Origin of the sequence: Pseudomonas sp. GZJR-8 (assembly GCF_002916705.1) — a bacterium.
Classification (GTDB): domain Bacteria; phylum Pseudomonadota; class Gammaproteobacteria; order Pseudomonadales; family Pseudomonadaceae; genus Aquipseudomonas; species Aquipseudomonas synxantha_A.
In genome coordinates this window covers 584,392-596,332 of the sequence record NZ_JXSI01000002.1, presented here as the reverse complement: position 1 = coordinate 596,332, position 11,941 = coordinate 584,392, and the positions used below count along the sequence as shown (strand labels likewise).

Below are 11,941 nucleotides of genomic sequence, written 5' to 3'. Positions count from 1 at the left end.
ATGAAAAAATTCAACGTGGTAATCGCCGACGATCACCCGATCGTGTTGCTGGGCGTTCGCGAACTGGTAGAGCGTGACATGCGCTTTCAAGTCGTCGGCGAGGCCGTGTGTTCGGCCGGCCTGATCGAGCTGTTGCAGCATCAAGGCGCTGACATCGTGATTACCGACTACAACATGCCGGGCGACTCGCCTTATGGCGATGGCCTGAAGCTGGTGGAGTACCTGAAACGACACTTCCCGCAGGTACAGATCCTGATCCTGACCATGATCTCCAACCACCTGATCCTCACCCGCCTGCAAGAGCTGGGCGTGGTCGGCATCATCCAGAAAAGCCAGTTGCATACCGAGATTCAACTGGCACTCAAGGCGATCGCCCAGGACAGCGACTATCGCAGCCTGGAGCCGCCAAAGACCTCGGTGATAGAGACCCTCACGGCAATTGACGAGCGCTTTACCAGTTTGTCGCCCAAAGAGTTCGAGATCCTGCGCCTGTTTATTTCCGGCATGAGCGTGAGTGACATTGCGCGCCGCCAGAACCGAAGTTCAAAGACCATCAGCGCACAAAAGATATCGGCCATGCGCAAACTTGAAGTCAGCAGCGACCAGGATCTACTTGCTTATTGCCTGGAACGTAACATCTTCAACTAACGCATAACTTGCAAGCCATTCCTGGACAATGGCTTTGCCCTTTATTCTCAAGCCTTTCACCGCTGCAACAGCACAAATAACCTGCCCACGCCAGCGCTTATAAGAATCGTCTTATTCGCTCCCGCCGCCTCGTCGCCTACTCTTTGCTCGCAGTTCAACAACAGCAAACTTTTCAACTAACACTTACGGACATCATCATGAAGAAGTTTTCCCTGGCTGTGATCGCCTCGGCCATTATCGCCGCTTCCGGCAGTGCATTTGCCGTGGACCCTGCTCCGACGCCAACCCTGGGCGGCAGCGGTAAAATCACCTTCACCGGCGTCATTAATAACGATGCCTGCTCGGTGGACGGCGCCAACTCCGACCGCACCATTTCGGTGGACATGGGCAACGTATCGATCAAGGACATGGGCACCGCGGAAAACCCGACCGCAGGTCGCGTGACCGCCAAAGACTTCAACCTGAACGTCAACTGCAACCAGGGCACCAAGGTCGCCATGATCTTTGACGCCAACAACGGCGGTTCGGGCCTGGTCACCGGCAAAAAGGTACTGGCCCTGAACCCGGGTTCGGCCACTGCACAAAACGTCGGTATTGCCCTGCTCGACAGCAAGGGCGGTCTGATTGACCTCAGCTCGCCAAGCACCGCACGCATTGAAAGCACCATGCACGGTGCCGGTACTGAAGGCGGCGACGCCACCCTGAGCTTCGCGGCCGCCTACGTCACCACCGCAGCGGCGGGCTCGTCGACCGCCGGTCGCGGTGACGCCACCCTGCCGTTCATCCTGCAATACGAATAATTCGGCGCCCCGGGCACCGAACGCGCGAGGCCTTGCGGCCTCGCCATTGTCTTCTGATTACACCGGATAACCCTCATGCCGCCTCGTTCTATCGCCGCATGTCTGGGGCTGCTGGGCTTGCTCATGGCTACCCAGGCCGCCGCCAGCATTTCATTGAATGCCACCCGTATCGTGTTTGACGGTGACCACAAGGAAGCCAACATTACCGTGCGTAACGGTAACCAGGATGTATTGATTCAATCCTGGGTCGACATGAACGATGCCCGCGCCAGCCGCGCGCCGTTTGCCGTCACCCCGCCCCTGGCGCGGGTATTTGCCAAGGAACAACAACTGCTGCGAATCCTGTACGAAGGCACCGGCATGCCCACGGACCGCGAGTCGGTGGTGTGGCTCAACGTGCAGGAAATCCCCAAGGCCAGCGAAGCCGAGAACACTTTGCAGTTGGCTATACGCCAACGGATCAAGATTTTTTACCGCCCTGCAGGCCTCACCGGCAGTGCGCTGCAAGCCCCTGCGCAGCTTGAATGGACGCTGGTCAAACACGGCAGCCAAACCCTGTTGCAGGTGAAAAACCCGACGCTGTACCACGTGTCCATGGCCGACATCAAAGTGCAGGCGGTATTGGCCAGCGACTCCACCATGATTGCGCCAGGCGAACAAAAACAGTTTGCGCTCAGTGCTCCAGTTGCCAGCGGGCCGGTGCAGTTGTCGTTTTCCAGCATCAATGACTACGGCGCGCAGAATCACTACAGCGCGCCGCTGTCCAGCGGCACTGCGCTACCGGCGCATGCGACTGAATCGCGCCTCAACCCCTAAGCACTTTCGCTAACCCACAGGCTCACTTCGCGTGCGTGTTTGCGTGCCCGGCTGTCCGTCAATCAGGGATGTCATAGGTCTTCGCATGTCCTTTCTTTCCAGCAACAGGCCCGCACGTGGCGTACTGAAGTTGAAGACGCTGTCGCTGGCGATTGCCGCCAGTCTGCCCGGCCTGGTCATGGCCGATGACGCTACGGAAACCTTCAATACCACCTTCCTGCAAGGCTCGCAGTCACCGGTGGACTTGCAGCAATTGCTCTCTGCAAACAGCGTGCTGCCGGGCACTTACCGCGTCGACCTGTACAGCAACGAAGTGCTGGTGGGCCGGCGCGATATCGATTTCAAGCGCAACCCCAAAAACGGCCGCGTCGAAGCCTGCCTGACCCTCGACCTTCTCAAGCAACTGGGTATCGACCTGCACCGTTTGCAGGCCGAGGGCAAACTTGACCCGCAGCAGCCGCAGGACTGCTACGCCCTTGCCGACATGATCGAAGACGCCAGCGTGCGCTACGACAGCAGCCGTCTGCGCCTGCTCGCAAGTATCCCGCAGGTGGCGATGCAGCGTGGCTTGCGCGGGTATGTCGACCCACAGTTGTGGGACGACGGTGTGCCCGCCGCCTTCATCAACTACCAGCTCAACAGCAGCCGCACCGCCGGCGACTACAAGACCCGCATCGCCAATAACCTGGGCCTGCGCAATGGCATCAACCTGGGCGCCTGGCGGCTGCGCAACGAGTCGAACCTGAGCGGCGGCACCGATCGCTCGAACACCTTCACCAGCAACCGTACTTACTTGCAGCATGACGTCACCGCGATCAAGGGCCAATTCAGCGCCGGTGAAATTTTTTCCGACACCGATTTGTTCGACAGCGTGCGCTATCGCGGGGTCAAGCTGGCTTCCGACGACGGCATGCGCGCCGACAGCGAGCGCGGCTACGCGCCGGTGATCCGCGGCGTGGCGCAGACCAACGCGACGGTTGAGATCCGCCAGAACGACTACATCCTCTACACCGCCAACGTCGCGCCAGGCCCGTTCGAGATCAACGATATCTACCCCAGCGGCTCCAACGGTGACCTGCAAATCACCGTGATCGAAGCCGACGGTACGCGGCGGGTGACGATGCAGGCGTTCTCCAGCCTGCCGATCATGGTGCGCGAAGGCCAGGTGAAATACAGCGTCTCGGCGGGCACGTTCAAAAGCAATGCCGATGGCCTGGCAACCCCGCGTTTTTTTAGCGGTACGCTGGCTTACGGCTTGACCAGCAACCTCAGCGGGATTGTCGGTGTGCAAGCCAGTGAGGACTACAGCGCGCTGTCGATCGGCGCCGGCCGGAACACCTCGTTCGGTGCGTTCTCCCTGGATACCACCCATTCGTCCAGCAAGGCCCAGGGGCGAACCTCCCAGGGCAGCAGCGTACGCGCCTTGTACGCCAAGACCTTTGCCGGCACCGATACCAACTTCACCCTGGCCGCCTATCGCTACTCCACCGAGGGCTATCGCACCCTCACCGACCATGTGGAAGACAGCAGCGAAGACCTGCGCGTACGCACCGGCCACTCGAAAACCCGCACCGACCTGACCATCAACCAGAGCATCGGACGCAACAGCGAATTCGGCAGCCTGTATGTGAACGCCAGCGACCAACGCTACTGGAATCGCGGCGGCTCCCAGAGCTTTTCCGCGGGCTACACCGGCAACTGGGGCGACCTGAGCTACAACCTTGGCGTGACCCGCACCAAGCAGATCGTCACCTGGGGCGAGCCGAGCAGCGACACGCAGGTGAACCTGTCGGTGTCTTTCCCGCTGGGCAGCCAGGCCCGCGCGCCACGAGCGTTTGTCACCACCAGCCACCAACGTGGCGACACCACCACCCAAGCGGGCATCAACGGCTACGTGGCCGACACCAGCGACACCTTCTATTCGGTGCAGGCGGGCCACAGTGACACCAGCGGCGACTCAGGCTCGGTGAACATCAACAGCCGCACCGCCGTGGCAGACGTCAGCCTCGGTTACAGCCAGGGCCAGGGCTACAACTCACAAAACTTCAACCTTGCCGGTTCTGTGGTGGCCCATGCTGGCGGCGTCAACCTGGGGCAAACCGTCAGCGAGACCTTCGCCCTGGCCGAGGTGCCTGGCGTCGCTGGAGCCAAGATCAGCAGCTACAGCGGGGTGGAAACCGGTTACAACGGCTATGCGGTGGTGCCCACTGCGCAACCCTACCGGGTCAACTGGATCAGCCTGGACACCCGCGACCTGGGTGGCGACGTGGAAATCACCAACGCCACCCAGCAACTGGTGCCACGCCGTGGCGCCATCGTGGTGGCGCATTACAGTGGTACTACCGGACGGCGGGTGTTGTTTGAGTTGTTTGATGCACAGCATCAACCGCTGTCGTTTGGTGCCTCACTGGAAGACGCCAATGGCAAGCAGTTGGCGATTGCCGACCCCAATGGTAATGCCCTGGCGCTGGTGGAAGAGGATCAGGGCACGCTGATCATCAAGTGGGGGGAACAGCGTTGTCGGGCCACCTATGCGTTGCCACCGCCGAACAAGGCGCTGAACTATGAGCGCCAGTCACTGGTGTGCACGCCTTGATTGTGCGGGTGATTGCGCTACTGTGCTGACCACGCGCCTACCCTCTGCGAGACTTGCCCATGCGTAACTTGTTCTTCGCCAGTGCCTGCCTGTTGACCACCGCCCTGGCAGGCTGCCAGCAAACACCACCGGCCAACGACCAACTCGACGCCGTGCTCTGGACCCAGACCTCCATCGAGCACGAGCTGATCTACCGCCAGCTCTTCGCCAACGCCACCCGCCAACTCGATGTAGCGCTGGCCGACCCCAACTGGGACGCACTGCCTTTACCTGCGCGCAAGCTGACCGGTTTGCCGCCGGCGGTGATTGTGGATATCGACGAGACGCTGTTGGACAACGTGCCGCTCAACGCTCGCGACATCATCAACAATCAGGTCTATTCCTACGATCGCTGGAATACCTGGGTCGAGCAGGCCAAGGCCGAGGCACTGCCGGGTTCCGTGGCGTTCCTGCAAGCGGCCAGGCAAAAAGGCATCAAGGTGTATTACCTCACCAACCGCGAGCACAGCCAGGTCGCGGCCACCGCCAAAAACCTGCGTTTGCGCGGTTTTCCGATAGAGAGCGACGCACAGATCCTGGCGGCCAGCACCCCCACCGGCCACTGCGCAAGCGCTGGCTATGGCAAGAACTGCCGTCGCCAGTGGGTCGCCAGCCAAGCCCGCGTGTTGTTGATGGCCGGTGACTCGCTGGGAGATTTCGTGCAGGCCGAACACAACACCCTGGCTGCGCAGCGCAAGGCCGTCGAACCCTATGTGAACTGGCTGGGGCAGCGCTGGTTCCTGCTGCCCAACCCGAGCTACGGCAATTGGTACAGCGCGCCGTATGGGGATGATGAAACCTTACCGTTTGTCCAGAAGCGCAAGCTCAAGCAGCAGGCTTTGCTGTTGCAGCAATAAAGAGTAGCCATGTGGAAGGGGGCTTGCTCCCGATAGCAGTGGTTCAGTCAACACATGCAGTGACTGACAATCCGCTATCGGGAGCAAGCCCCCTCCCACATTGGATCTGCGTATCAGGAGCGATCAACACTTCAGCCCTGAGGCTTGGTGTGCCAACCCGAGGGCCGTTCATCCCACTCATTTGCACCGCTGCCCTCTTGTCATCACACTCGTCATCCACCCGTCGACTCAGGAATCGCAGATGCCTCACTCCTTGCTCAAGCCTGCCTTGCCCGGCGTTGCGCTGCGGCGATGGCGTTTGCTGCACCGCATCAAGCAAAGTCATGCAGCGCAGTTGTTCAACGTCACGCAATCGACTATTTCGCGCTGGGAAAGTGGCGTACAAGCGATGGATCCGGCTGCGCACCAACAGCTTGAGCAGTTGTTGGCAGCCCGACTTGATGCAGCCGCCGATCAGGCATTGGCCCGGCTGGTCAGCGAGAGTTCGCAAGCGATGCACTTGGTGTGCGACCTGACGCACCGCCTGCTCGCGTGCTCGCCTTCCCGCGCACGCCAGTTCAGCAGCCCGCTCGCCGAGCTTATGGGCCAGTCGTTGTGGCGCTTCGCAACGCCGCAAATCCAGCTGATCGAAGCCAGCCTGGAGCATACCGGCTGGCGTGAAACCCAGGCACCACCGGCCCTTGAATTCACCACTGGAAGCAACGACTCCAATCTCGTGCCCATACGCCCAAGCCTGTGTCGCTGGACACGCATGACCCTGAGCGATGGCAGCGCAGCACGCCTGGTCGAGACACTCTGAAAGCCCACCGCGCATATTTTATGCGTGGACGATCTGCGCTCGCGCACCTAGGCTTACCTGCACAACCGACCTTGCGGGGCAGCATCATGGACATGGAAAAAATCAAAGGCCGTCTCGATTTTCTGCGCGAAGCGGAAAAACTCAAGGATGTGCTCAGAAGTGCCCACACGGCTTCGGGCCGCACTGAAAGCACGGCCGAACACAGTTGGCGCCTGTGTCTGATGGCGATGGTGTTCGCCGATCAATTGCCCGGCCTGGACCTGCTGAAAATCCTCAAGATGTGCGTTATCCATGATTTGGGCGAAGCCATCCACGGCGATATCCCGGCGGTCAGCCAGGCGGCCTTTCCCAACAAGGGCGAACAGGAGCGGCTCGACCTGCTGCTGTTGGCGCAGTCCCTGGACAGCCCCCTGAAAGCCGAGATCCTGACGTTATGGGATGACTACGAGAACGCACGTTCGCCGGAAGCAAAAGCCGTCAAGGCCATGGACAAACTGGAGACCCTGCTGCAGCACACCCAAGGGCTGAACCCGCCCGATTTCGATTACGCCTTCAACCTGGCCTACGGCAAAAAACACACAGATGCAGCCCCTTTGTTCGAAGCGCTGCGGGCGTTGATCGATCGGGCGACAGAGCAAAGGCTCCACGCCGCAGAGTGACGGGCGTCATCACACCGCCCGAGCAGCAGTCGCCTCCACTTCCACCAACGCCCCCGGCAACGGCAGCGCCACCACTTGCAACGCTGTCCGCGCCGGTTTGTTCGGCTGCTCGGGCGTACCGAAGAACTGCGTATACCCCCGCTGCAACCCGGCAAAATCCAGCTTGCCGTCGGTTTCTTCCGCGCCGACCAGAAATACCCGCAACTGCACGATATCGCCCAGGTCCAGATCCTGCTGCTGGAGGATTTTGCGCAGCTTGTTAAACACTGAAACAGTCTGTACTTCGGTGTCGCCATAAGCCCCAGGCACATTTGGGTCGGCGAGGTCGGGCAGCGTGCCGCTGACGAATATCAGACTGGCCGAGGCCGGCACGGTGACGGTTTGCGAGATGGGAAAATCGCCCACGCTGGTGCGTTGAATGCTGTCGCTCATGGTATTGCTCCTCAAGAGGCGGCCACAGCCGCGATCTGTCGTTGTTGGGTGATGTGCTCGGCCAGTTGCGCCACCACATGGCGCGCGGAGTTGGCCGCCGACTCCTGCCAGATGCCCACGCCACTTTGCACCAGGCCGTCGCCGGCGAAGTACACCCGGCCATGGGGCCGTTCCAGCAAGGCGTGGGCCTGGGCGGGGAAGTGTTCGCGTTGCAGCCACGGGCCTTCGCTGTAGGGGATCTGTTCCCAGGACACCGCCAGTGGATGACGCAAATGTTTGGAATAACCTGGATGCAACAGCTCTACGGCTTGTCGGGAGGCGGCGTGCTGCTGTTCGAGTGGCTGTGCGCCGAACACGTCGGCGCCCTCCCCGGTCACGTAACCGGCCACCAGCACGCCCTCGCGGGTGTTGAGGTCGTTGCTGGGGTACCACAGCAAGCGCGCCGGGTGCTCGACCCATGACAGGCCGCCATAGGTGCGGTAATCGGTTTCCCAGAAACGTGGGGATTGCCACGCCACCTTGGTCGCCTGGTCGCTGCGCGTGCTGAGCAACGCGGCCTTGACCGGGTCGCTGAAGTCGCTGTCCAGCCTGGCCAAAAGGGGCAGCGGCAAGGTCGAGATCAAGTAATCGGCGCGCACCACCTGTTCACGGCCGCTGTGCTGGTCGTGATAGGTCACCGCCACGCCGTCCTCCAACTGACGGATCTGTCGCACCTGGGCGCCCAGTTGCACCTGCTCATGCACGCGTCGGTAGAGGGCGTCGGTGATGCGGTCCATGCCGCCCACCGGCTGGAACATGGTGGCTGAAAATTCCGGGAATTCGGTGTGCAACAAAGCGCCCCAGAGTTCCGGGTGCAGCAAGCGCTCCAACCCCAGCGGCTTGTGGCGGGCGGGCAAGGCGCCAGGGTGGGCGGCGGATTCAAGGTGCCCGGAACGCAGGGTGCCCTCGAAGGCCAGCTCCTGGGACAGGTCGCCGTACACCTGCAAAAAACCCAGCAGGCGCGTGCGCTCTTCACCACTCAACACATCGTCAAGGGCGTCACGTTGCACCGCCCTGGCCAGCAACCCGGACAGGTGCCCACGGGTATCGTTGAGCGCCTGGCCGACGCTGAACGCCGGCTGGCTCAGGTCCGGCCGCACCTGGGCGCCATGGCTGCTGTTGACCAGCACTTCCAACGGCACGCCCAGCTCACTGCAATAGTCGAGGATCGTGCGGTGCTGGCTGGGAATGCGCGCCGGGCCGGCATTGAAATACTGGCCCGGATCAAACCCCACGGTTTGCAAGCGACCATCCTTGTAGTCCACGCGGTCGCCGTTGCGCAGGGTCCAGGTGCGACCACCCACGCGCTCACGGGCTTCCAGCACCTGCACGCTGAAGCCAGCGCGGCTCAGCTCCAGGGCCGTGACCAATCCTGCAATCCCGGCGCCCAGCACCAGCACGCGGGTGCCCTGCCCCAGGCCATCCTTGAGTTTCAGCGGTTGCGGTCGGCGGTGTGACGATGGGCCCAGACCCAACACCGCCAGTGCATCCTTGACCGCCTTCTCACCGCCCACTGCGGCAATGCTCGACAGCGCTTCACGTCGTGTCAGTCCCATGTCGATGCTCCTAGTCCGGCAGGCCCGGTGGATTGATCAGCGACTTGTCGACGCGTTCGACATCCAGGCCCCAGCGTTGCAGCACCTGCTCGTATTGCCCTCCGGCAATCGCGCCTTCCAAGGCAGTGTGGATCGGCTGGACCAGGCCGTTGTCCTTGCGCGTGGTCACGGCGATATCGGCCTGCAACGGCCACCCACCGTTGACAGTGCCGACGCGCTTGATGCCGCCGGTGATCGCCGCCGAATAGGCGTACACCGAGTTCGGCCCGAACAGCGCATCGCTGCGCCCCGACTGTACCGCCAGTTGCGCGGCGGCCTGGTCATCGAAGTATTGCAACAGCGCAGGCTTGAGGCCGGCTTTTTCATTAGCCTCGTTCCAGGCCAGCAGGACCTTTTCCTGGTTGGTGCCGGAGCCGACGATGATCTTCAGCCCGGCAATGTCCGCCGCCTGCTGGATCGCGTTGATCTTGCTGGTGCTCTTGACGTAAAAGCCGAGCACATCCTGGCGGTAGGTGGCGAAGTCAAAACGCTTTTTGCGTGCCTCGGTGACGGTGACGTTGCTGATCACCGCATCGTATTTGCCCGAGCTGACACCCAGAGGCCAGTCTTCCCAGCTGGTCTGCACCACATTGAGTTGCAGGCCGAGGCTGTCGGCGACCAATTGCGCGGTGTCGGCTTCGCTGCCGATGGTGGTGTTGTCGTCACTGGCGAGCAGTGCCAGGGGCGGCCCGGCCACGCCGGACACGGCCACGGTGAACTTGCCCGGCTGGGCGAACTTGAAGCCCGGCGGGATCTGCGCAATGGCCGCTTCATTGCGCGGCACATGGATGCGCGGGCGGTCGGGGCTGAGATCGACCTGTTGCACGGCGAAGGCGTATTGCGCGGTGCTGACGGCAAGCGCCAGCAAGGCCACGCGGATGGTGTTGATGAACATGGGCACTCACTCCTTGAACTAAAGCACCTTGCCGAGAAAGGCCTGGGTGCGGGGATGGCGGGGTTGGCGGAAGATCTGTTCGGGCGGGCCCTCCTCGATCAGTCGGCCATCGCAGAGAAACACCACGTGGTCGGCCACTTCACGGGCAAAGCCGATCTCGTGGGTGACGATCACCAGGGTCACCCCCAGCCGGGTCAGGCCCTTGATCACGTCCAGCACCTCGCCCACCAGTTCCGGGTCGAGGGCCGAGGTGGGCTCGTCGAACAGCAGCACCTTGGGATCCAGCGCCAGGGCCCGGGCGATGGCGACGCGTTGTTGCTGACCACCGGAGAGCTGGCGCGGATAGGCGTCGGCCTTGTCCGCCAGGCCGACCTTGGCCAGCAACTCGGCGGCCTTGAAGTGCGCTTGGGCCTTGCTCCAGCGCTTGTGGGCCAACGGCGCTTCGGCGATGTTTTCCCACGCGCTGAGGTGCGGGAACAGGTTGAAGTTCTGGAATACAAAACCGACGTCGATGCGACGCTTGAGGATCTCGCGTTCCTTGAGTTCGAACAGCAGGTCGCCCTTGCGTCGGTAGCCGACATATTCACCGTCGATGGTGATATGCCCGCTGTCGATTTTCTCCAGGTGGTTGATGGTGCGCAGCAAGGTGGACTTGCCCGAGCCGGACGGGCCGAGGATCACCGTGACCTTGCCGGGGTCGATGGTCAGGTCGATATTATCGAGCACCTGCTGGTTGCCAAAGCGCTTGCCCACGCCCTGGATCTGGATGCGCCCGGCGCGTGCTTCAGCCATGGGACTTCTCCTTGAGCCACAGGCGCAGGCGCTGCAACGGCGTCGGCGGCAGCACCCGCGCGGTGCCGCGGGCAAAGTGACGCTCGACGTAGTACTGGGCGCTGGTGAGCACGGTGGTGATGATCAGGTACCACACAGTGGCCACGATCAGCAGCGGGATCACCGCCTGGGTGCGGTTGTAGATGACTTGCACGGTGTAGAACAGCTCGGGCAAGGCCAGCACGTAGACAATGGAAGTACCCTTGACCAGGCCGATGATTTCGTTGAACCCAGACGGCAAAATCGAGCGCAGCGCTTGGGGCAGGATGATGCGGAAGATGCGCCGCGAGGCCGGCAACCCCAGGGCCGCGGCTGCTTCATGCTGGCCAGCCTCCACACCGATCAGGCCACCGCGGATGATCTCTGCCGCGTAGGCGGCCTGCATCAGGCTCAAGCCAAGCACCGCCACGGTGAATTGACTGAGCACATCCACCGTCGACCACTCGGCGAACACCAGATCGGTGAACGGCACACCGAGCACGATGTGGTCGTACAGGTAGGCAAAGTTGTAGAGGATGATCAGCACCAGCAGCGCCGGCATCGAGCGGAAAAACCAGATATAGCCCCAGGCCAATGCGGCCAGCAACGGTGAGCCCGACAGCCGCGCCAACGCCAGCGCCGTGCCAAGGATGACGCTGAACACCGTGCTCAGCAGCGTCAGCAACAGCGTCTGCCCCAAGCCGCGCAGCACTGACGGCGAGAAGAACCACTGGCCGAACACCCCCCACTCCCACCGCGGGTTGGTGGCCAGGGAATGCACGATGGCCAGCAGCACCAGCGCGGCGAAGATCGACCCGGCCCAGCGCCAGGGATGCCGGGCGGGCACCACTTGCAGCGCCTTGATCGGCGATGAGACGCGGTGCTGACGCAGCGGTTGTACGCTGACCTCATCAAGCAGATCGTAGGGTTTGGCGACAATGGGCATGTGCTATTCC

At 62.0% G+C, this 11,941-nt stretch carries 12 protein-coding genes; 7 read left to right on the top strand and 5 right to left on the bottom strand.

Annotated features, from left to right (window positions below; all coding sequences use genetic code 11):
• The 7 genes from TK42_RS06045 (at position 1) to TK42_RS06015 (ending at position 7,214) form a co-directional block, all read left to right on the top strand.
• The gene (locus tag TK42_RS06045) at positions 1-648 is read left to right on the top strand and encodes a response regulator (RefSeq protein ID WP_032880328.1); all 648 of its coding nucleotides are present in this window, start codon (positions 1-3) and stop codon (positions 646-648) included.
• Positions 649-845: 197 nt separating this feature from the next.
• Positions 846-1,448, top strand: coding sequence for a fimbrial protein (locus tag TK42_RS06040; protein WP_003192447.1), 603 nt, complete (start codon positions 846-848; stop codon positions 1,446-1,448).
• 75 nt (positions 1,449-1,523) lie between these two features.
• Positions 1,524-2,264 carry a molecular chaperone gene (locus TK42_RS06035; protein WP_032880326.1) on the top strand — a complete coding sequence of 247 codons (741 nt, stop codon included), beginning with the start codon at positions 1,524-1,526 and terminating at the stop codon, positions 2,262-2,264.
• Between the two features lie 85 nt (positions 2,265-2,349).
• The gene (locus TK42_RS06030; protein WP_103733814.1) at positions 2,350-4,860 is read left to right on the top strand and encodes a fimbria/pilus outer membrane usher protein; all 2,511 of its coding nucleotides are present in this window, start codon (positions 2,350-2,352) and stop codon (positions 4,858-4,860) included.
• Between the two features lie 59 nt (positions 4,861-4,919).
• Positions 4,920-5,756 carry a 5'-nucleotidase, lipoprotein e(P4) family gene (locus TK42_RS06025; protein ID WP_103733813.1) on the top strand — a complete coding sequence of 279 codons (837 nt, stop codon included), beginning with the start codon at positions 4,920-4,922 and terminating at the stop codon, positions 5,754-5,756.
• 241 nt (positions 5,757-5,997) lie between these two features.
• Complete coding sequence (locus TK42_RS06020) at positions 5,998-6,555, top strand: helix-turn-helix transcriptional regulator (protein WP_005789603.1); 558 nt, start codon at positions 5,998-6,000, stop codon at positions 6,553-6,555.
• 86 nt (positions 6,556-6,641) lie between these two features.
• The gene (locus tag TK42_RS06015) at positions 6,642-7,214 is read left to right on the top strand and encodes an HD family hydrolase (RefSeq protein ID WP_032880322.1); all 573 of its coding nucleotides are present in this window, start codon (positions 6,642-6,644) and stop codon (positions 7,212-7,214) included.
• Between the two features lie 9 nt (positions 7,215-7,223).
• On the opposite strand, the gene TK42_RS06010 is transcribed toward TK42_RS06015, so the two are convergent.
• The 5 genes from TK42_RS06010 to TK42_RS05990 are packed head-to-tail and all read right to left on the bottom strand — an operon-like array spanning position 7,224 to position 11,931.
• Positions 7,224-7,646, bottom strand: coding sequence for a RidA family protein (locus TK42_RS06010; protein WP_103733812.1), 423 nt, complete (start codon positions 7,644-7,646; stop codon positions 7,224-7,226).
• An 11-nt stretch (positions 7,647-7,657) separates the two neighbouring features.
• Positions 7,658-9,241 carry an FAD-dependent oxidoreductase gene (locus tag TK42_RS06005; RefSeq protein ID WP_103733811.1) on the bottom strand — a complete coding sequence of 528 codons (1,584 nt, stop codon included), beginning with the start codon at positions 9,239-9,241 and terminating at the stop codon, positions 7,658-7,660.
• Between the two features lie 10 nt (positions 9,242-9,251).
• Positions 9,252-10,175, bottom strand: a complete 924-nt coding sequence (locus TK42_RS06000) for an ABC transporter substrate-binding protein (protein ID WP_103733810.1) — start codon at positions 10,173-10,175, stop codon at positions 9,252-9,254.
• A gap of 18 nt (positions 10,176-10,193) precedes the next feature.
• Positions 10,194-10,967, bottom strand: a complete 774-nt coding sequence (locus TK42_RS05995; protein WP_103733809.1) for an amino acid ABC transporter ATP-binding protein — start codon at positions 10,965-10,967, stop codon at positions 10,194-10,196.
• A complete protein-coding gene (locus TK42_RS05990; RefSeq protein WP_103733808.1) occupies positions 10,960-11,931 on the bottom strand; it encodes an amino acid ABC transporter permease in 972 nt (323 codons plus the stop codon). The genes TK42_RS05995 and TK42_RS05990 overlap by 8 nt, the downstream gene beginning before the upstream one ends.
• Between the last annotated feature and the right edge of the window lie 10 nt (positions 11,932-11,941).

Excerpts from the sequence above, each read along its gene's own strand:
- TK42_RS06035 (WP_032880326.1), top strand. The coding sequence starts at position 1,524 with ATGCCGCCTCGTTCTATCGCCGCATGTCTGGGGCTGCTGGGCTTGCTC.
- TK42_RS06015 (WP_032880322.1), top strand. The coding sequence starts at position 6,642 with ATGGACATGGAAAAAATCAAAGGCCGTCTCGATTTTCTGCGCGAAGCG.
- TK42_RS06030 (WP_103733814.1), top strand. The coding sequence starts at position 2,350 with ATGTCCTTTCTTTCCAGCAACAGGCCCGCACGTGGCGTACTGAAGTTG.
- TK42_RS05990 (WP_103733808.1), bottom strand. The coding sequence starts at position 11,931 with ATGCCCATTGTCGCCAAACCCTACGATCTGCTTGATGAGGTCAGCGTA.
- TK42_RS06040 (WP_003192447.1), top strand. The coding sequence starts at position 846 with ATGAAGAAGTTTTCCCTGGCTGTGATCGCCTCGGCCATTATCGCCGCT.
- TK42_RS06045 (WP_032880328.1), top strand. The coding sequence starts at position 1 with ATGAAAAAATTCAACGTGGTAATCGCCGACGATCACCCGATCGTGTTG.
- TK42_RS06020 (WP_005789603.1), top strand. The coding sequence starts at position 5,998 with ATGCCTCACTCCTTGCTCAAGCCTGCCTTGCCCGGCGTTGCGCTGCGG.
- TK42_RS05995 (WP_103733809.1), bottom strand. The coding sequence starts at position 10,967 with ATGGCTGAAGCACGCGCCGGGCGCATCCAGATCCAGGGCGTGGGCAAG.
- TK42_RS06010 (WP_103733812.1), bottom strand. The coding sequence starts at position 7,646 with ATGAGCGACAGCATTCAACGCACCAGCGTGGGCGATTTTCCCATCTCG.
- TK42_RS06025 (WP_103733813.1), top strand. The coding sequence starts at position 4,920 with ATGCGTAACTTGTTCTTCGCCAGTGCCTGCCTGTTGACCACCGCCCTG.
- TK42_RS06005 (WP_103733811.1), bottom strand. The coding sequence starts at position 9,241 with ATGGGACTGACACGACGTGAAGCGCTGTCGAGCATTGCCGCAGTGGGC.
- TK42_RS06000 (WP_103733810.1), bottom strand. The coding sequence starts at position 10,175 with ATGTTCATCAACACCATCCGCGTGGCCTTGCTGGCGCTTGCCGTCAGC.